Source organism: Brevibacillus sp. JNUCC-41 (genome assembly GCF_014844095.1).
Classification (GTDB): domain Bacteria; phylum Bacillota; class Bacilli; order Bacillales; family DSM-1321; genus Peribacillus; species Peribacillus aracenensis.
Map to the genome: position 1 here is coordinate 1257654 of NZ_CP062163.1, position 19434 is coordinate 1277087.

At 41.9% G+C, this 19434-nt stretch carries 17 protein-coding genes and 1 riboswitch; of the genes, 5 read left to right on the top strand and 12 right to left on the bottom strand.

Annotated features, from left to right (window positions below; genetic code table 11):
• The first annotated feature begins 39 nt into the window (after window positions 1-39).
• Complete coding sequence (locus tag JNUCC41_RS06295; RefSeq protein ID WP_192206844.1) at window positions 40-1260, top strand: PucR family transcriptional regulator; 1221 nt, start codon at window positions 40-42, stop codon at window positions 1258-1260.
• A 169-nt stretch (window positions 1261-1429) separates the two neighbouring features.
• On the opposite strand, the gene JNUCC41_RS06300 is transcribed toward JNUCC41_RS06295, so the two are convergent.
• The 3 genes from JNUCC41_RS06300 to JNUCC41_RS06310 all read right to left on the bottom strand — a co-directional run bounded on the left by JNUCC41_RS06300 (window position 1430) and on the right by JNUCC41_RS06310 (window position 5133).
• On the bottom strand, window positions 1430-1717 hold the full coding sequence (locus JNUCC41_RS06300; protein ID WP_192206845.1) for a sugar diacid recognition domain-containing protein: 288 nt from the start codon (window positions 1715-1717) through the stop codon (window positions 1430-1432).
• 102 nt (window positions 1718-1819) lie between these two features.
• Entirely contained in the window at window positions 1820-3274 is a 1455-nt protein-coding gene (locus tag JNUCC41_RS06305; protein WP_192206846.1) for an alanine/glycine:cation symporter family protein, read from the bottom strand.
• Window positions 3275-3480: 206 nt separating this feature from the next.
• Window positions 3481-5133, bottom strand: coding sequence for a glycerol-3-phosphate dehydrogenase/oxidase (locus JNUCC41_RS06310; protein WP_192206847.1), 1653 nt, complete (start codon window positions 5131-5133; stop codon window positions 3481-3483).
• Here JNUCC41_RS06310 and JNUCC41_RS06315 point away from each other — a divergent pair.
• Window positions 5132-5593 carry a hypothetical protein gene (locus JNUCC41_RS06315; protein ID WP_192206848.1) on the top strand — a complete coding sequence of 154 codons (462 nt, stop codon included), beginning with the start codon at window positions 5132-5134 and terminating at the stop codon, window positions 5591-5593. The genes JNUCC41_RS06310 and JNUCC41_RS06315 overlap by 2 nt on opposite strands.
• A gap of 175 nt (window positions 5594-5768) precedes the next feature.
• Here the strand turns inward: JNUCC41_RS06315 and glpK are convergent, their stop codons facing one another.
• From glpK to JNUCC41_RS06335, 4 genes are all read right to left on the bottom strand, one after another.
• The gene (glpK, locus tag JNUCC41_RS06320; RefSeq protein WP_192206849.1) at window positions 5769-7259 is read right to left on the bottom strand and encodes a glycerol kinase GlpK; all 1491 of its coding nucleotides are present in this window, start codon (window positions 7257-7259) and stop codon (window positions 5769-5771) included.
• A gap of 21 nt (window positions 7260-7280) precedes the next feature.
• Window positions 7281-8105, bottom strand: coding sequence for an MIP/aquaporin family protein (locus JNUCC41_RS06325; protein WP_192206850.1), 825 nt, complete (start codon window positions 8103-8105; stop codon window positions 7281-7283).
• 224 nt (window positions 8106-8329) lie between these two features.
• The gene (locus JNUCC41_RS06330) at window positions 8330-8872 is read right to left on the bottom strand and encodes a glycerol-3-phosphate responsive antiterminator (RefSeq protein ID WP_061465361.1); all 543 of its coding nucleotides are present in this window, start codon (window positions 8870-8872) and stop codon (window positions 8330-8332) included.
• A gap of 164 nt (window positions 8873-9036) precedes the next feature.
• A complete protein-coding gene (locus tag JNUCC41_RS06335) occupies window positions 9037-9465 on the bottom strand; it encodes a hypothetical protein (RefSeq protein WP_192206852.1) in 429 nt (142 codons plus the stop codon).
• Window positions 9466-9631: 166 nt separating this feature from the next.
• A riboswitch (SAM riboswitch) is annotated at window positions 9632-9733 on the top strand.
• Window positions 9734-9815: 82 nt separating this feature from the next.
• Here JNUCC41_RS06335 and JNUCC41_RS06340 point away from each other — a divergent pair.
• Window positions 9816-10919 (top strand): 5-methyltetrahydropteroyltriglutamate--homocysteine S-methyltransferase, encoded by a 1104-nt coding sequence (locus JNUCC41_RS06340; RefSeq protein ID WP_192206853.1) that lies wholly within the window; start codon window positions 9816-9818, stop codon window positions 10917-10919.
• Between the two features lie 147 nt (window positions 10920-11066).
• On the opposite strand, the gene JNUCC41_RS06345 is transcribed toward JNUCC41_RS06340, so the two are convergent.
• The 3 genes from JNUCC41_RS06345 to JNUCC41_RS06355 all read right to left on the bottom strand — a co-directional run bounded on the left by JNUCC41_RS06345 (window position 11067) and on the right by JNUCC41_RS06355 (window position 14664).
• Entirely contained in the window at window positions 11067-11591 is a 525-nt protein-coding gene (locus JNUCC41_RS06345; RefSeq protein ID WP_192206854.1) for a hypothetical protein, read from the bottom strand.
• Between the two features lie 244 nt (window positions 11592-11835).
• Complete coding sequence (locus tag JNUCC41_RS06350) at window positions 11836-12936, bottom strand: CaiB/BaiF CoA transferase family protein (protein ID WP_192206855.1); 1101 nt, start codon at window positions 12934-12936, stop codon at window positions 11836-11838.
• Window positions 12937-13179: 243 nt separating this feature from the next.
• Window positions 13180-14664 carry an amino acid permease gene (locus JNUCC41_RS06355; protein WP_192206856.1) on the bottom strand — a complete coding sequence of 495 codons (1485 nt, stop codon included), beginning with the start codon at window positions 14662-14664 and terminating at the stop codon, window positions 13180-13182.
• A gap of 441 nt (window positions 14665-15105) precedes the next feature.
• Here JNUCC41_RS06355 and JNUCC41_RS06360 point away from each other — a divergent pair, with 441 nt between their 5' ends.
• Window positions 15106-16731, top strand: coding sequence for a M4 family metallopeptidase (locus tag JNUCC41_RS06360; protein WP_192206857.1), 1626 nt, complete (start codon window positions 15106-15108; stop codon window positions 16729-16731).
• A gap of 283 nt (window positions 16732-17014) precedes the next feature.
• Entirely contained in the window at window positions 17015-17416 is a 402-nt protein-coding gene (locus tag JNUCC41_RS06365) for an SET domain-containing protein (protein ID WP_192206858.1), read from the top strand.
• 373 nt (window positions 17417-17789) lie between these two features.
• Here the strand turns inward: JNUCC41_RS06365 and JNUCC41_RS06370 are convergent, their stop codons facing one another.
• Together JNUCC41_RS06370 and nagZ are read right to left on the bottom strand one after the other, a co-directional pair.
• Window positions 17790-17978 (bottom strand): hypothetical protein, encoded by a 189-nt coding sequence (locus JNUCC41_RS06370; RefSeq protein ID WP_192206859.1) that lies wholly within the window; start codon window positions 17976-17978, stop codon window positions 17790-17792.
• 91 nt (window positions 17979-18069) lie between these two features.
• Window positions 18070-19362, bottom strand: coding sequence for a beta-N-acetylhexosaminidase (gene nagZ, locus JNUCC41_RS06375; RefSeq protein WP_228467554.1), 1293 nt, complete (start codon window positions 19360-19362; stop codon window positions 18070-18072).
• Between the last annotated feature and the right edge of the window lie 72 nt (window positions 19363-19434).

Below are 19434 nucleotides of genomic sequence, written 5' to 3' on the forward strand. Positions count from 1 at the left end.
AAGTTGTCATACACTTCAAAAAACTACAGGGGGCCATATATGTCATTAGAAAAAATTCTGACTCTCACAAACATCAACGATATAACGGATATGGTCAGCACTTATTTAAAAAAACCAGTCGTCATCGAAAATGACCAATTTTTATTGCTGGCATATAGTTCATATTATATCGAACACTTCGACCAAGCCAATCGGCAAACCATCTTCACAAAGCATTGGCCTATTCCAATTCTGGAAAAATTCATGGATGAGGGCATTGTCGAACAGCTTAAAACCGTGGAGCATCCATTCAGGGTGAAACAAATCGAGGAAATCGGATTAAATCAAAGAGTCGTTGTGAGCGCCGTTCACAAAGGACAGGTCTTCGGATTCATTTGGGTCCAAGAAACGGAAATGATGACTGATTCCGATTTGGAATTTTTACATGAAGTTTCCCATCATATCGGCAAGCTTCTTTATCAGAAAAAACAGATAAACATAAAAAAAGATGAAGAAAAAAATGAGTTTTATCAAAAGGTCATTGATGAAGTCTATCAAACGGAAAATCAAATAAAATGGGAAGCCGCCAATATGAGTCTTCTCATTCCGGAAAATTTCCTTGTCAATGTCTTTACCATCGCTCAATCCGATGCGGAACATTTCGATGAATTATCGGATACAGTCAGCCTATTCGCCAATGCATTGAATCATTTTACACATGTATTCACAAACCAATTGAAGATCATCGTCTTGATTGGAAGCAATGGAAAAGGGAAAGATCTGCTTACCGATAGCGCCAATGATTTAACGAACACCGTTCTTTCCCAATTCAATGACAAAAAGGTATTTCCGGGTATCGGAAATGAGTACACTTCCATTCTTCAATTAAGAAAATCCTATCTCGAAGCCCTGGAAGTGATCAATGCAGCCAAGTTCATCGGTGAACCTGAACAGCTTCCCTTCCAATATAGTAAGCTTGGGATTTTCCGCTACCTCGAAATGATCTCCAACCATCATACTAAAACGAATTATATCAATACGGATCTAGAGATTCTTCAAAAGAAGGACCAGGAAAGCCAAACCAAACTCCTTCAAACACTGGAAATATATCTGTTTAACAATTGCCGGATCAAACCGACAGCTGAACAGCTATACATCCATACCAACACATTGAAATATAGATTGAATCAAATAACCGATCTCACCTCAATCGATTTTGATGACTTTCATTCAAGAATGCAACTATACATCGATTTACAGCTTATAAAGCAGAGATCTTAAAGAGGTCCCCAGTTTTTGAGTTTGGGAGATTCAATAAGCCAAGGAGAGAAGAAACGCGGCTAGGTCTGCCGTTTTCCTCTCTCCTTATATATGTTTCACCTATTATTTTTCTAAAATGACGGATGGGGTCATCCCATCTTCGTATATATAGAATTTCCCGTTTGAACGCTCAATACGACCAGCATTCCGTGATGCCCAATGTCCCAACATACTCCCCTGATAATTCAATGGGAATGGTAATTCCAGGATTCACTCCCTTCAATGTACTCGATACCACTTCATTGTGAGTCATTTCCTTACGACGAAAAATGGCTCCAAGAGAAGCTTGATGCAATGTGCCGATTCTCGACTTATCGCTTGAACCAAGAATCATTCCGTCTTTATCCGTAATAAGCACGTCATGCCCGATTACTTCACTGGTTATATTCGCAATTTCTTGAGCTAATTTAGCTAACATATCATCCCCCCTGGTTATCGCAAAACTATAAAAAACCAGCTCTCAAATATCTTGAGCTGGTTTTTCATGTAATTTCTTAAATTAATTTAAGGGCATTTTCCTTCAAGAAACGTTTTCCTTGTCGCCGGTGTATTCATGCTCCCAAAAATCGGCATTTTTTATGCCTAAAGCTTTTGGATTGAAAACCGGATCGACCCCTGCCTTCTTTTGCTTTTCGTAATCCTTTAACGTAATAAGCGCCGGTTTAGCCAGAATCAATATGGCAATGACATTGAGCCATACCATAATCCCTAATCCAGCATCACCTAATGCCCAAGCCAGCTCTGCCGTACGAATGGTGCCATAAAAACTAGCTGCAAGTATGATAAGTTTCAATGCCAGCATGGCCCACTTACTATTCCGTTTGCGCATTAAATAGGCAATATTCGTTTCCGCAATATAATAGTAGGCCATGATAGTCGTAAAGGCGAAGAAGAAAAGGGCTATTGCTACAAAGCCAGCACCTAAGCCTGGGATTACACTATCGATTGCCGCTTGTGTATACCCTGGACCAGGTGTTACATCGCCCAAATTATTGACGATATATGAACCATTTTCCGCTTGAGTATTATACATGCCTGTAAATAAAATCATGAAGGCCGTAGCGGAACAAACGAACAATGTGTCGATATAAACCGAGAATGCTTGGACAAGACCCTGTTTTGCCGGGTGCGATACTTCAGCCGCAGCCGCAGGGTGAGGACCTGTGCCTTGTCCCGCCTCATTAGAATAAATGCCGCGTTTCACTCCCCAAGCTACCGCCATCCCGATTAACCCGCCAAATGCAGAATCCATCCCGAAGGCACTTCTGAATATTAAAGAGATGACTCCTGGTAATTCTGTAATATTCATTAGGACGATGACAACAGATAATAATATATAACCAAGGGCCATGAATGGCACGATTATTTGTGCAGCATTAGCTATCCGTTTTACACCGCCGAATATAATGAAGCCCAGCAAAAGGACAATTGCCAACCCAGTGATCACCGGGTTGATGCCGAATGCATTTTCCATTCCGGCGGCAATTGAATTGGACTGAACACCAGGCATCAGCACAGCCATGGCTATTAGTGCAGCGAATGCAAAAAGGACAGCAAACCACTTCACGCCCATTCCTTTTTCAATATAATAGGCTGGTCCCCCTCGATATTGACCGTCTTGTTTGACTTTATATATTTGAGCTAAAGTTGATTCCACGAATGCACTAGATGCTCCAATAAAGGCAATGGCCCACATCCAAAAAACGGCACCAGGGCCACCAAAGGCGATAGCCGTTGCCACTCCTGCAATGTTACCTGTACCGACCCGTCCCGAAAGTGCTATGGATAAAGCTTGGAACGAGGAAACGCCCGCTTCCGAACTTTTGCCTTGGAACATCAAAATGACCATTTCCTTAATATGCCTTACTTGCAGAAACCGGGTTAAAATAGAGAATACTAAACCTACTCCCAATAAAATATAAATGACTGGCGTACTCCATAAAACCCCATTTAAAGCCGTAATAAAATCAGACAATCAAGTTCCCCCTTTAATTAAATTTAGAAAATTCAAACTTATCTTTTATTGATTATATTTCATCTTAATGGATTAAACAATAGTTTCCGCGTCAGGAAAACTAACATGGACATTTTTATTTTTCAACTTGCAAATGCTTCGATTATCACATTCCGAATTAAAAAAAACGCCAGCGATTCCGCCGGCGTCATGTTTTTGCATTTTGGTCAAGATACTCTAATCGCACCCGATATTTCCTGTTCCAATTGATTGGTTCTCTCCACTTTTGTTGATTCCGTCCATCCAAAATATCCAGCCATAAAATCGATCACTGCATGTTTATGCGTTTGTACTAAATCGATATCGAATAATAGCGTCCCCGTCCTGCGGAAGAAGAAATCCACTGGAGTTGCGGCCATTTCATGATCTAGTGCGTATTTCAGTTGTACGAACAACTTCTTTGGAAGGCCACTGCTTGCGCCTCCGACTCCTTCGTTTTTTGCGATATCGAATATCACAGGTGCGTTGGACCCGTACATGGCCAATATCTCTTCGGTATCCTTAACTGCGAGTCCCGAGTCAATTCCCATTTGAATATGTTGCTTGATATAATCGGGAAAGTTTCTTGATCCCCCGACGTCCCCTCCGGAAATCGGCATTCCTTTAGTGCTGCTGGCTGGGTAAGTTTTATTGGATTGCTGGGCAAGCTTCCCTGCCAAAAGGTCGACCGTCGTTTTGGCCATTTTGCGATAACCGGTCAATTTCCCTCCAGCAATCGTGATAAGGCCCGAATCGGACTCCCAAATTTCATCCTTCCTTGATATTTCAGAAGGATCTTTCCCTTCTTCAAGAATCAACGGCCTCACTCCAGCCCAGCTTGATTCAATATCATCACCCGTAATGTTCACTTCTGGAAACATATAATGTATCGACTTTAATAAATAGGCACGATCTTCGGACGTAACGGTCGGCACTGCAGGATCACCATCATAAAAAGTGTCCGTAGTCCCCACATAAGCCTTTCCGGCTCTCGGGATGGCAAAAATCATCCGGCCATCAGGCGTATCAAAATAAAGCGCCTGCTTCAACGGGAATTTCGATTGATCGATGACCATATGAACACCCTTGGATAACTTCAGCGTTTTCCCTTTTTTCGATTGGTCCTTTTCACGAATGGAATCGACCCATGGACCTGCTGCATTAATAACTTTGTCTGCGTATATTTCATAAGAATCACCTGATAGTGAATCGGCAACTTGGACGCCGTTCACCTTGCCATTGTCATATAACAATTTTTCCACTTTTGTATAATTTATCGGTGTTGCACCTTTATCGACAGCCGCCTTCATCACTTCGATCGTCAGACGTGCATCATCTGTCCGGTATTCAACATAATAGCCTCCGCCCTTCAGTCCCTCTTTCTTAACGAGCGGTTCCCGCTTTAGCGTTTCCTCCGCCGAAAGCATTTTCCTGCGTTCAGCTTTTTTAACCCCCGCAAGGAAATCATATACCCGAAGGCCAATGGAAGTACTGAATTTCCCGAAGGTGCCACCTTTGTGCATCGGTAAAAGCATCCATTCCGGTGTGGTAACATGCGGTCCATTTTCATAAACGATTTCCCGCTCTTTACCAACCTCGGCAACCATTTTTATTTCAAATTGCTTTAAATACCGCAATCCGCCATGAACAAGTTTTGTCGAGCGGCTTGAAGTCCCTGCTGCAAAGTCCTGCATTTCAACCAAAGCCACTTTCATTCCACGGGTCGTTGCATCCAGAGCGATCCCTGCACCGGTAATTCCCCCGCCAATGACAACCACATCATATTTCTCTTTTTTCAGAAGTTCGATCGTTTCTTCCCGATATATATTTGAAAACCTCATGCCTGACTCCTCCTTTAAGTATTGCATTCTATTTACTCGTGAATTCACACTATTTACTCGTGAATTCACGCTATTTACTCGTGAATTCGTGCACTTTACTCGTGAATTCGAACGGTTTACTCGTGAATTCGTGCACTTTACTCGTGAATTTGCTCGGTTTACTCGTGAATTCGTGCGCTTTACTCGTGAATTCGTGCGCTTTACTCGTGAATTCGTGCGCTTTACTCGTGAATTCACGCTATTTACTCGTGAATTCGTGCACTTTACTCGTGAATTCGAACCGTTTACTCGTGAATTCGAACGGTTTACTCGTGAATTCGTGCACTTTACTCGTGAATTTGCTCGGTTTACTCGTGAATTCGTGCGCTTTACTCGTGAATTCACGCTATTTACTCGTGAGTTCGTGCGCTTTACTCGTGAATTCGGTCATTATATTCAATTGGTTCATTTGTTCAAATAGTTTATATAGATATTAATATCCCTAATCTGCCATTGAAAACAAAAAAGAGACCATAAATGACATTATCGAATTAACGATAACGCATTCATGGTCTCTCCTGTTCTCCGGCCGAGTTATTAACTTGATTTCATTATAGCATACTCCAGCTCGTTTGAGAAAGAGTACACCTCGTTTTTTATTTAAATGCCATAGCGGCATGTACAGCTTTTTTCCAGCCTTCATATAATTTTCCACTATCTTGCTCTTCCATGGAGTGTTTAAAGGTTTTGTCTACCGCCCATTGCCGGGAGATTTCTTCTTGATCCTTCCAATACCCGACAGCAAGCCCAGCTAAGTATGCAGCACCCAATGCTGTAGTTTCGTTTATGGTCGGCCTCTCGACGGGCACCCGTAATAAGTCGCTTTGGAATTGCATCAGGAAGTCATTCTTGACTGCCCCGCCATCCACTCTTAATGTCTGGAGCTCGATTCCTGAATCCGCCTCCATTGCATCAAGGACATCCTTCGTTTGATATGCCAGTGATTCAAGTGTGGCACGAATGAAATGTTCTTTGGATGTGCCGCGCGTCAAACCAAAAACGGCTCCCCGCACTTCGCTGTCCCAATATGGAGTTCCAAGTCCTACAAAAGCCGGTACCACATATACTCCATCCGTACTTTCCACCCGTTTTGCATAGGCTTCGCTGTCCTTGGCATCATGAAGCATCCGCAGGCCATCGCGCAGCCATTGGATTGTGGAGCCCGCGACGAATATGCTGCCTTCCAATGCATATTCGACCTTCCCATTCAGTCCCCAGGCAAGTGTCGTCAATAGTCCGTGTTCGGAACTGACAGCCTTGTCTCCTGTATTCATGAGCATGAAACAGCCTGTTCCATACGTATTTTTAGCCATTCCTTCATTAAAACAGGCTTGGCCGAATAATGCTGCCTGCTGATCACCGGCTGCCCCGGCGATCGGAATCGATTGGCCGAAGAAATGATATTCGATCGTACGTGCATATTCTTCAGAGGAAGGCCTCACTTCCGGCAGCATCGATTTTGGTACAGTCAATATCTCGAGCAGTTCTTCATCCCATTTCAGTTCATGGATATTATACATCAATGTCCGGGATGCATTCGAATAGTCCGTTACATGAGCCTTGCCTCCTGATAGCTTCCAAATCAGCCAAGTATCGATGGTACCGAATAACAGCTTGCCTTCATCCGCCTTTTGCCGGGCCCCTTCGACATTATCGAGGATCCATTTCACTTTCGTTCCGGAAAAATAAGCATCTATCAACAATCCCGTTTTATCCCGGAATAGATCATTAAGTCCCTTTTCCTTCAAATCATCACAGATTTCACTTGTTTGCCTGGACTGCCATACAATCGCATTATAGACAGGGGTACCTGTTTCCTTATCCCAAACGACTGCCGTTTCACGCTGATTGGTGATGCCGATCCCGGCAATTTGCTCAGGCTTTACACCGGATTCAGATAGTACACCGGCAATGACTGCCAGGATCGATCCCCAAATCTCATTGGCGTTATGCTCGACCCAGCCTGGTTTAGGGAAATGCTGTGTGAATTCCTTTTGGGAGGAATGGACGATTTCCCCCTTTTCGTTAAATAAAATCGCCCGCGAACTCGTTGTTCCTTGATCTAATGATAAAATGTATTTTTCCATTGTGTATGCCCCTCCTTTTAATTAACTGGCAATATTTCTGCTTTCCATTTCATGTGACTGTTTTTTACCAAATGCATAGGCTAATATCAATAGTACCAGGCTTGCACCCAAAACAGACCAAAATCCTGCTGTTATTTCTCCCATAAAGAACGCTTTATAACAAACGGCACCAAGTGAACCCCCAATAATCGGGCCAACGACCGGAATCCATGAATAGCCCCAATTCGAATTGCCCTTGCCCGGTATCGGCAGCAAAAAGTGAGCGATGCGCGGCCCCAGATCGCGGGCCGGGTTAATTGCGTATCCTGTTGTTCCCCCAAGTGACATCCCGATCACGACAATCAATAACCCGACTGCGAATGGGTTTAGACCCTCTGTAAAATGATTGGCACCTATAAATAATAAACCAAGAATAAGGATGAAAGTTCCAATCATCTCACTTAATAGATTTGAAAATGTGTGGGGGATTGCAGGTGATGTCGCGAACACACCAAGCTTCGCTCCTGGATCATCCGTAGCTTTCCAGTGTGGCAAATAGTGCAGGAATACTAGAGTTGCTCCAAGGATTGCGCCAATCATTTGGGCAACGATGTAACCGGGCACATCACTCCAAGGAAATTCCCCAATAATGGCAAACCCCACTGTGACTGCCGGGTTTAAGTGCGCCCCGCTTATGGAGCCCACTGCAAAAACACCCATGGTAACAGCCAATCCCCACGCAATCGTGATAACGATCCAGCCGGCATCTTTTGCATAGGATCCCTTTAAGGATGAACCAGCCCCAATGCCTGCTCCGAATAAAACTAATATCATCGTACCTAACACTTCTCCCCAAAATGGAGTCATGAATAAACCCCTCCCCTGATAAATTTTTAAACCATGCCAACAAATAAAGGAGATCCACAGCAGAACTATCTTCATAAAATAAATTATGAATAGATCTGTTGTGAATCTCCTAGTCTCCGTCACATATATTAACTTGTACAGTAAAATATACTAGGTTATGAAAACGCTGTCAATATTTTGTAAAGAATTAATCTATTTTTCTGTGTTTTTTTTAATTTCCCCTATTAAACGATATCCCATAATTCAGTTTTGGAAGTGGTAATTGATGACGCTCCAGCATCAAGGGCGTTCAGGACTTCATCCGAAGTACGTATGAGGCCGCCTGCAAAAATCGGTGTCTGCAACCGTTCCTTCACTTCTTTTATCATCCATGGCATGGCGCCCGGCAATACTTCGATATAATCCGGCTTGGTTTTCTGCACCAGCTTATAACTTTTCTCAAGTGCATGTGAATCTATTAAAAAGATTCGTTGGATGGCAATGACCCCCTTTTGCTTCGCCTTCAATATAACGTTTGATTTAGTCGAAATCAGCCCATATGGATTATATTCCTGACAAATGAATTCTGTCGCGTACTCATCACTTCTTATGCCATGGATCAAATCGACATGGTATATCATTTTCTTATTATGCTGCTTTGCCATCATACTTACGTTTTTCAATTGTGATATATGCAAATCAAGAAACACACCTATTTCATAGGAACTTTCTAAAAATCTTTCGAAATCCTTCATGCTTGCTGAAGCAGGCAAAATCTTCTGATCCATCATTATCCTCCTCATTCCCAGAAAAACTCAAAACTTCAAGTCATTTAGTATATTTTAAAGAGCTTGATTTATCAAACACATTTTTTCATGACCCATATCACCATAACACTATCATACCTGGCACTCCCTTTATAGTTTTCGGCTAAGGATGTATGTAAACTCGATCATAAAGTAAGTTTCATTTTCAATGCACCTTCGACGAGTTCATACGATTTAATTGTGCCAACGGGAATTTTCCTCACGATTTTCCAGGCGTTAACATTCATTTTGATCGTTCTTTTTTCAAATTCAAAAAATGGCGGTCTGTTAAATATCCTTTGGTTGATGAATTTCCTGTCAATTGGTTCCATTTCCACTAATTCAAATAAAATCGTTCTTTTTTCCACAGATACCGGTTTTAATGTAATCCGGAAAGCTACGTTTTTCTTAAACATCATTTTTTTCACTTCCGTCGTTCCGGAAAGCACGATATGTTTTGGCGTAATTTCGATATTAATATCCTGACCATCTGATTTACTTCTTATGATTTTCTCTATCATGGCTTCAGTTAAAGTTATCGTTATGCCATTTTTGAATGGACTGAATGTATTCATCCTTGCATTCCCCTCCTGCCGCTCATATGAATCTTCGGTTATAGCATATGCCGGGTTCCCTGATGTAGTAACACAGAACAATAATCGGTATATTCAAAATCTTCCACCTTCAACCCTTGACCTTTATAAAAACTACCTGTATAGTCATAATTAATTTAATAGACAACTCTTATCCAGAGAGGTGGAGGGACTGGCCCTTTGATACCTCAGCAACAGACTGATCATGTACTGTGCTAATTCCAGAAGTGTAAAAACTTGAAGATAAGAAGAGTATATAGCTTGGTTGCCAACACCTCTTCTTATTTTTAAGAAGAGGTGTTTTATTTTTAAAAGGAAAGAAGGAATGCAACATGTCCATCACATTAACGAAAGCACCATTCAGGGCCGATCACGTCGGAAGTTTATTAAGACCAGAACGTTTACATATTGCCAGAAAGCAATTTAAGGAAGGTACCATTTCAGCAGAGCGGCTTCGTGAAGTTGAAACCGAAGAAATCAATCGGATTGTCGAAAAACAAATTGAAGTTGGATTGGAGGCCGTGACGGACGGTGAGTTCAGACGAACATGGTGGCACTTTGACTTCCTCGAACATTTAAATGGAATCGAGGGATATGTGACTGAAAAAGGGCTCACGTTCGATGGTGTGGAAACAGAAAGATATAACGTTCGCAATACCGGGAAGGTTTCATTCAATCCTGAACATCCTTTCATTGGTGACTTCATTGAATTGAACAAAATCGTGAACGGACGCGCAGTTGCCAAGCAAACCATTCCCAGTCCGAATCAATTATTTGCTGTAGGCATTCATAATGAAGACATCTACCCTGATATTGAAGACTATGCAAATGATATCATTAAAGCATATCAGCATGCTTTGAAAGCCTTTTATGATGCAGGTGTGCGTTATCTTCAATTGGATGATGTATATATTGCCAGACTTTCAGCTCCGGATTTCCAGTTCAAAGATGGAAAATATACGAGGGAACAGTTAATCGATCTTGCACTTCGCGTAATTAATGGCGCATTGGAAGGCAAACCAGAAGACCTTGTCGTCACTACACACCTATGTCGTGGGAACTACCAGTCGACTTGGGCGTTTGAAGGAAGCTATGCCCGTATCGCCCCAACTTTATTGGCAAAAGAAACAGTGGATGGATTTTTCTTGGAATATGATGATCAACGCTCAGGGGATTTCAAACCATTAGAATACATTCAAAATGGCGGTGCACGGGTCGTACTGGGTGTCGTTACTTCAAAAAATGGAGAAATCGAAGACAAGGAAGCTGTTAAGGCACGCATTGAAGAAGCCTCGCACTTCGTTCCTCTCGAACAATTATGCTTAAGTCCGCAATGCGGGTTCGCCTCCACCCATCACGGCAACAAGCTGACCGAAGAACAACAATGGGAAAAGCTGAAGTTCGTCGTTGATGTAGCAAAAGAAGTTTGGAAATGATTTTTTTGCGGAGACTTTAATCCGTTCGAACAACCTAATCGGCATCAATATAAGCGTGCCGATTAGGTTTATAATAAAAGCGTAAAAGACATCCATCCCTAAATCCGAGAGCAAACAAAAAAGAACGGCCACCAGCACGTCCCTTTTTTACTTGCAGCTTTCATCATCATCCATTTTCTTCACAAATATATCATCCGTCACCCTATCTTCCAGCTTGTTCCTCAAGGCCAATTCCGCGGCCTTCCCATCACTAGGCGACCCGTCCGAGAAATACATCGGAAACAACGAGAAGAACATAACATAGAAAGAAAAATAGATGAATTGATACCAGATCACCGAGCTGTCCAGGATATCCTGATACACTAAGCTATAGATGATCAGCATGCTGACTAAATTAAAGATAGCCCCTCCTAAATAGATCAGCGTATTCGTCAATCGATTATCATGTTTCAGTCCCTTGAACTCGCAAGTCCCATTCCAAAAATAATATTTCCTCACCTCTATGTTCCGAAAGGCGAACAGTTTATTGCCACAACCGATCAAGATTTTCTTTTCTGATCCCCCAAAGATCGTGACAAAAAAAATATGCCCGCTCAAATGTATCAGCGTAACGATCGGCATGATCAAAAAAAAGGAAAATAGAAATTTAATGATATCAGAGAGACCAAACATGTTTATGCAACCCTCCTTACCTGAGCAATTTCTTATCAGATGCTACTCTGATACCCTGCCCACATTCGTTATAACTAGTAAATTTTCACAGTAGTGATATATCGCTTACCACAAGTGCTATTGTTCTCCTTCTGCTTAATCCGGGCTGTTTCCAGGTTTTTAGGCCTGACTCCAGCTTAATTCAAAGAAACAGGCTACCTCCTTCCGAAAAAACTCGGAAAAGTGATAGCCTTAACATCTTCATTTATCGATTGGGGGTGTGAAGAATTTCTTCGTTGTTTTGTCCTGGCCTCAAGCCTGCATGTTTATATTCAGGGGTGAAAACCGATGTTTTGATCGGGCATGCGATTTGCTTCTGGACATTTCCTTTTCCGTCCGGTACCTCGACGATCATTCCCCTCTCCATCAATTGGGGGTGTTCGGCCGCTTCAGTGAAGGTCAGAACTGGTTCTGCGCAGGCTTCGAAATCAGCGAATATTTCCTGCCATTCATGAAAATCCCGTTCAAGGAAAGCCAGTCGGACGGCCGTTTTAAACCTGATTCCGCTTTCTTCATCACTTTTAGTGCTCAAGTCATACAATTCGGGTGCACCGATCGCTTCACATAATGCTTTTCGAAAAGGGGGCTCTAGGCTTCCTACCGAAAAATAGCGTCCATCCTTCGTTTCGTAAAAGTCATAAAAGGATCCTCCGTTCAACATCAGTTTTTCTGGTTCAAGCTCGAGGCCCCCCTGTAAATTCAGGGGTGCGGAGATGGCATTCAACGCAAAACTGCAGTCGGTCATGCTGATGTCGATGGCTTGGCCGAATCCCGTTCTTTCCCGGTGAATGACTGCAGATAATATACCGATAACAGCATGCAGAGATCCTCCGGCAAGATCTGCTATTTGGGTTCCGTTTTTTGCCGGGCCATCCTTTTTTGTACCGGAATAGCCAGATAATCCCGCAATCGAAATATAATTGATATCATGCCCCGGTCGGTCTTTATAGGGACCGGTCTGGCCGAAGCCCGTGATGGAACAGTAAATCAGCTTCGGATTGATCCATTTTAATGCCTCATATCCCAGCCCTAGGCGTTCCATGACACCTGGACGGAACTGTTCAATGACGATATCGTATTCCTTCACTAGATTTTTTACGGATTCAATGGACTCAGATTGTTTCAAATCAAGTGTGATCGACTTTTTCGATCTGTTAAGATATTGGTTCACACCCCATGAATCCGTTGTTCCCGGCCTCTCCACCTTCAAAACATCCGCTCCTAAATCCGCTAGCATCAAAGTGGCAAATGGGCCTGGCAGTAACGTTGAAAAGTCCAATACTTTTAAATGAGTCAATAATGTCATCAGCCGTACACCTTCCCTTTCCATTGGAATTAGTAAAAGCTTTCCCCGTCGTTCTGTACATGCAATTATGCAGAGTTTACGATTATCATATAACACCGCCTGTCATTTTTGTATAAATTTCCATTCAAAAAAATAAACAGCCAGGAATCAGCTTCCTGGCTGTTGTTAATGAGCCTATAGAAAACAAGTAAAAGCCGGACAATTTAAAACTACATTGTCCGGCTGATTTTACTTTAAGCTTGTTCATTCATATTTTTTGTCAAAATCAAATTCTACTTCATCAATTTTAACGAATTTAGTTTTTCTTACCAGTTTATAGCCAAACCATAGTCCAAGGAAAAGCGGGATTCCCAGGTATGCAGCTATAACACTGCCCCAATCGATTTGGTCTGAGAAAAATGCTTGGATATTTTGGGACAGGATGACGATCATGCCAATTAAAATGGCAAAGATCGGTCCAATCGGAAACCATAATGCCTTATATGGCAGCTTCTCCAATGAATGGCCTTGAGCGATGAACGCTTTCCGGAAACGGTAATGGCTGATGGAAATGCCGAGCCAAAAGATAAATCCTGTAATTCCAATGGCATTCATTAACCAAATATACACTTTACCATCCCCGAAAATGGAGGCTAAAAAGGCCAGCATGCCGATGGAACATGTCAAAATCATGCCTGCAACCGGTACTCCGCGTTTATTAAGTTTTGCAAAAATGCGCGGTGCTTGTCCATCTTTTGCCATTGAGTATAACATACGCGTTGATGCATATAGGCTTGAGTTACCTGCAGATAATACCGCGGTTAAAATGACGGCATTCATAAGCGAAGCGGCAAAGGCCACTCCAGCCTTTTCAAAAATGAGCGTGAATGGGCTTACCATGACGTTATCACCTTGTAAACTTGAGTTCGTATAAGGGATAAGCAGCCCTATAACAAATATTGCAAATACGTAAAAAAGCAAGATTCTCCAGAAGACACTCTTAATGGCCTTCGGTATATTCCGTGCAGGATCTTCACTTTCCCCGGCAGCCACACCAACAATTTCGGTACCTTGAAAAGAAAAGCCAGCCGCTATGAACACGATGAAGACACCCATGAACCCACCCGGGAAAGGAGCGTCATCGACGGTGAAGTTTTTAAAACCTACTGCTTCGCCGCCCATAATGCCGACGATCATTAGCAGCCCGACGATTATAAAAATAACGATGGCTGTAACCTTTATGAAGGAAAACCAATATTCCCCTTCACCATATCCTTTAACGGATAAATAATTCAAAAGGAAAATGAGCACCAAGAATGATGAACTCCATAACAATGATGGACTATTCGGAAACCAGAATTTCATGATCATTGTCGAGGCTGCCAACTCTGCCGCTATCGTCATCGACCAATTGAACCAATACGTCCATCCCAAGGCAAAGCCAAATGCCGGATCGACGAATTTCGTTCCATAAGTACTGAATGAGCCGCTTGTCGGCATAAAGGCTGCCAGTTCCCCTAAGCTCGTCATAACAAAGTAAACCATTGCCCCAACTAAGGCATATGCAAGTAATGCGCCGCCTGGCCCAGCTGTATGGATGGCTGCCCCGCTGCTAAGAAACAGCCCGGTGCCAATAGCCCCGCCAATGGAAATCATCGTTAAATGGCGGGATTTTAAACCGCGTTTTAGTTCTTGTCCTTCTTGCTGGGGAGGATGTTGAACGATGTCATGTTCTTGTTTTGGTATCATAATTTTCATCCCTTTCTATATAAGCGCTTTCATATATGGGAAATCCATTTAATAAATTTTCCTATTTCATAGACTTTCAAATAGATCTAATTTACAATTCGAATTCCTTTTCTGAATATATGCAATTTTCATGCCAAATTTATAAAACGCAATATTCAACAAATAAACAAAAAAAACGCCCTTAATAGACAAAATATTTTGCACTTTACGCCACGTTTTTTTGCACTTTATGCCATGTTTTTTTGCACTTTTATTCATTTGGTTCAATTTACATACATTCCAAATATTACTATAAGAATATATTCAGAGAATATTTCTACCAAAAACCATTTTTCTCCATTTTATTCCTTTAAATGTCATATTTTTTGCAAATTTTCTCCGTTTGTAAATACTATGAAACGGTGTAAAAATGAGGTTATTCTCATGAAGGAGTTGAGTGTTATGAAAGGTAAGGTATTTTTAGGAACTGCACTATCTCTCGGTCTATTATTTTCTGCTATTCCCCATCAAGAAGCTTTAGCGGCAAAAAATGTGTTAAGTGTTGAAAAGTACAATAAGCATAAGGATTCGCTAGAATTCAAGTCTGGGAAACTTACGGACCCATCAAAGCAAACTGCAGAAGATATCATTCTTACCTTTTTTGATGAAAACAAAAAGTCTTACAAGCTAGAAAAGCAAAAGGCGAAAGACTCCTTCACGATCCAGAAAGAAAGCAAGGATGAACTAGGCAATACCGTCCTTAAATTGCAACAAACCTATAAAGGCGTACCTGTATGGAATTCCACACAAGCAGTATTGATTGACACTAAAGGTGTATTGACGGTCGTGTCCGGTACGGTTGAAGCCAATCTAAACACGAAATTAGGGAAAAAGGCTAAAAAAGGCATCAGTAAATCCGAAGCTATCAAAATAGCTGAAGCGGATCTTGGGTTCACTCCTGCCTACGAACAATCACCTGAATCCGACCTATATGTATACGCAAATGAAGGTAAGGCCGATTATGTATATAAAGTCAATTTGAAATTCTTAAGTCCCGAACCAGGAAATCATAATTATTTCATATCAGTCAAAACAGGTAAAATCCTGAATAAATTTAATACGCTAGATGAAGTGACGGGGACCAATTCCGTAGGAACGGGCACCGGCGTCTTAAACAATACCGTGTCATTGAACACTACCTTATCCAACGGCCAATACTATTTACAGGACAATACACGCGGTAAAGGCATCTATACTTATAATGCCAATAACCGTTCAAAATTGCCTGGTACTCTCTTTTCCAACACGACAAATGCTTTCACTACTTCTACCGATAAAGCTGCGGTTGATGCCCATAATTATGCCGGTAAAACCTATGATTATTATAAATCCACGTTTGGACGGAACTCTTATGATGGAAATGGAACCATCCTGAAATCGACCGTTCATTATGGCTCAAGATATAATAATGCATTCTGGGATGGCACCCAAATGGTTTATGGTGATGGAGATGGCACGACGTTCATCCCACTGTCAGGCGGTCTGGATGTCGTTGCACATGAACTGACTCATGCCGTGACTTCCTCGGAATCGAACCTTACCTATCAGAATGAATCCGGTGCTTTGAATGAAGCGATTTCGGATATATTTGGCACGGTCGTCGAATTCAAGAATCAAAGTGACAAAGCCGATTATTTGATCGGCGAAGATATTTACACACCTAACATTTCCGGTGATGCACTTCGTTCAATGGCTAATCCTACATTGAATGGTGACCCTGACCATTATTCGAACCGCTATACGGGAACGGGTGATAACGGAGGAGTCCATACGAACAGCGGAATCATCAATAAGGCGGCCTATTTGATCTCTGCAGGCGGAACTCACCATGGCGTGAGCGTATCCGGGATTGGCATCGATAAACTGGGAACTATCTTTTACCGGGCCAACACGGTTTATTTAACTTCCTCGTCGACATTTTCACAAGCCAAAGCGGCAGTCGTACAAGCGGCCTCTGATTTATACGGTTCTAGCAGTGCAGAAGTCACAGCTGTCAAAAATGCCTTTACAGCCGTCGGTGTGAATTAAGGGATTTACCTATATGACCGACACCTCCCTAGCTTTCTTCTAGCGGAGGTGTTTTTTTAATGGAATGGATATACGGGGCCATCCCGATTACTTCAGCCGTTCGCTACCTTTTTTCGTTCCTCATGTGAAGAATTCCGTCCCACGGTAACGGTAGAACCGCATAAAAAACAATCGTGCCGTTTGTTAAAATTGATTAATTCCGTAAAATAGTTGCTTTTCTTCTTATTAACTGTCAAGCTTAGATGATCTGGACTATATTGAATAGAACAAGTAGGTGACGAACATGATTGAAGTTAAAACTTCCACACTCAGTGATGGTGAGTTCAATAGAGGCGTATTCGCAACACGAGACATTAAAAAGGGTGAGCTTTTGCATGAGGCACCTGTCATTGCTTATCCGAACGAGGAGCATGTTTTCATAGAGAAAACCTTGCTGGCTGATTATGCGTTTGAATATGGAATTAACCATACTGCCATGCTTTTAGGTTATGGCATGCTGTTTAATCATTCTTATACACCCAACGCTACGTATGACATAAACTTCAAGAATCATACGTTTGATTTCTTTGCTTACACCGACATAAAAGCAGGAGAAGAAATCCTGATTAATTATAATGGTGAAGTTGATAATGAGGATCCGCTTTGGTTCAACAAAGAAGATGACGGTGAAGATGAAGCTGAATGATCATTGACCATTCATGAAAGCACTTGTACTTTAGAAGACCTTCCCAAGGTCTTCTAAAGTAGCGGGTGCTTTTCCTTTTACTGCTGGATATTAAGCAATTAAAAAAGCCCCATTTTAGCGGGGACAGTTTGATGACAAAAGAAGTTCGAAATGCTCCCACCCCGAACCATGATTTTATTTATACGAATGAACCGCGAACCCCTGACGAATAACTGACTAGCCAAGCCAGACGCTTGCTTTGATGAGGCTGGCAGACAGTCGGCGGAACGGGAGCGGATCAACTGGAACTTTTTCAAGAAAAAAATGACTGTAAATTAGTTTTTCTCTAATTTACAGTCTTGTCCCATTAAAACTTCTAATGGGTTATTTCACCTTAACGTATGGATGGATTACTTGATTTTGTTTTGGTTATTGATTGGAATTGGCCCTTAACCTTATCGATGGTTTCCGGTGTGGCAAGGGACTTTATTTGACTCATGGTTTTTTCACGGGTTTTCTTATTACGCATTAAAAATGCGGCTGCTCCTATCAGGACGGTTCCAAGCATTTTGTTTGATGGCATGTTAGTTTCCTCCTTCAAGTTAGTCATATATAGTATTCCCTCTATCAGCTGATTTAAACAAAAGCATCCTTTTGAGAAGGTGGTTTCGCTTTTATTCATCATCGCCCAGGCTTTCGATATACTTTATGCTTTCTGGATTTCCCACTACTTTTTCAGCTTGATCCGGGTCAGCTTTCATTTGCTTCATATTGTAAAGTTTATATGTCAGCACTCTTTTCACTGACTCGTTAATTCTATCCATTGGAACTTCCCCTGCTTTTACCGCTTGCAGTAATCCATTATATACTTCAAGCTCATGGGAGTATTCATGACAGACAAGTAATAAATCAGCTCCTGCAAGGATTGCCTGCTTCCCCATCTCTTCATAGGAGTAATACTTGTTCACAGCACCCATTTCCAAATCGTCTGTAACGACAATCCCTTCATATTTGAGTTTCCGCCGAAGCAGTTCTTCTATGATGATTTTAGATAGGCTTGCTGGTTTTTCTTTATCATAGGCTGGATATTTAATGTGGGTCACCATCACGAAAAACTTTTGGTTATCCATTTCACTTATGATTTGCTTGAAAGGATAAATATCCGAATTTTCCAGATCAAGTTGGTTTGCCTCAACGGAAGATGTTTCGACATGCGGATCGATTTCGCTGCGTCCGTTTCCAGGAAAGTGCTTCAATGCACCAGTTATCGATGCATCATTCAAGCCTTCAATGGCTTTCTTTCCGTATTGATAGACCTTTTCGGGATCTTGCCCCAATGAACGCTTATCCGTGTGCGATAGATCTAGTACAGGGGCGAAATTAATGTTAACCCCCATGGATCCAAGTTCTGTTCCATTCAATTTGGCCACCTTGTACATGTCTTCAATAGAGGCATTTTTTCCAAGATCCTGTTGCGCAGGGAGGGGCGATACCCTTTCCTTCATCCTGATGATGTCCCCTCCTTCCTGATCGATGGCCACCATCAACGGAAGCGAATGTGTACTTTGAATGGCCGTTTGCTGAAGCGAGTTGGATAACCTAGCCACTTGTTTAGGCGATTTCATATTGCGGTCAAAATAAATGACGCCTCCTATATGTTTTTGTTCGATAAGCTCCGTGATTTCATTGCCCTTTTCAGTTCCCTTGAAACCGACCATCATAAGCTGTCCGATTTTTTCTTCAAGCGTCATTTTTTTTAGCAATTTTTCTACTTTCTCATGACTATCCGCTTCGGCGTCTTTTCCTTTTTCCTCTCTTGAGTTCATATCGATATTCAACTGAATGAACAATATTGAAAAAGCGAGGATTATGATGAAAAGCAGGCCCATATACATTTTTTTATTCTTCATGCTTTGACCTTCATTGACATTTTCCCTGTCCTTCCTTGATTGCTTTTTTGATTTCATTGCACACTTCTTAATCATGTTCATAAAGTGACAATTCTATATCATCTACGCGTATTTTTTGCATAAAGCATT

Coding starts and splice junctions, on each gene's coding strand:
- JNUCC41_RS06345 (WP_192206854.1), bottom strand. CDS start 11,591: ATGTTTGGTCTCTCTGATATCATTAAATTTCTATTTTCCTTTTTTTTG.
- JNUCC41_RS06325 (WP_192206850.1), bottom strand. CDS start 8,105: ATGACTCCATTTTGGGGAGAAGTGTTAGGTACGATGATATTAGTTTTA.
- JNUCC41_RS06370 (WP_192206859.1), bottom strand. CDS start 17,978: ATGCCATCAAACAAAATGCTTGGAACCGTCCTGATAGGAGCAGCCGCA.
- JNUCC41_RS06330 (WP_061465361.1), bottom strand. CDS start 8,872: ATGGATCAGAAGATTTTGCCTGCTTCAGCAAGCATGAAGGATTTCGAA.
- JNUCC41_RS06315 (WP_192206848.1), top strand. CDS start 5,132: ATGCCTGACTCCTCCTTTAAGTATTGCATTCTATTTACTCGTGAATTC.
- nagZ (WP_228467554.1), bottom strand. CDS start 19,362: ATGAAATCAAAAAAGCAATCAAGGAAGGACAGGGAAAATGTCAATGAA.
- JNUCC41_RS06300 (WP_192206845.1), bottom strand. CDS start 1,717: ATGTTAGCTAAATTAGCTCAAGAAATTGCGAATATAACCAGTGAAGTA.
- JNUCC41_RS06310 (WP_192206847.1), bottom strand. CDS start 5,133: ATGAGGTTTTCAAATATATATCGGGAAGAAACGATCGAACTTCTGAAA.
- JNUCC41_RS06350 (WP_192206855.1), bottom strand. CDS start 12,936: ATGACATTATTGACTCATTTAAAAGTATTGGACTTTTCAACGTTACTG.
- JNUCC41_RS06365 (WP_192206858.1), top strand. CDS start 17,015: ATGATTGAAGTTAAAACTTCCACACTCAGTGATGGTGAGTTCAATAGA.
- JNUCC41_RS06335 (WP_192206852.1), bottom strand. CDS start 9,465: ATGAATACATTCAGTCCATTCAAAAATGGCATAACGATAACTTTAACT.
- glpK (WP_192206849.1), bottom strand. CDS start 7,259: ATGGAAAAATACATTTTATCATTAGATCAAGGAACAACGAGTTCGCGG.
- JNUCC41_RS06355 (WP_192206856.1), bottom strand. CDS start 14,664: ATGATACCAAAACAAGAACATGACATCGTTCAACATCCTCCCCAGCAA.
- JNUCC41_RS06295 (WP_192206844.1), top strand. CDS start 40: ATGTCATTAGAAAAAATTCTGACTCTCACAAACATCAACGATATAACG.
- JNUCC41_RS06340 (WP_192206853.1), top strand. CDS start 9,816: ATGTCCATCACATTAACGAAAGCACCATTCAGGGCCGATCACGTCGGA.
- JNUCC41_RS06360 (WP_192206857.1), top strand. CDS start 15,106: ATGAAAGGTAAGGTATTTTTAGGAACTGCACTATCTCTCGGTCTATTA.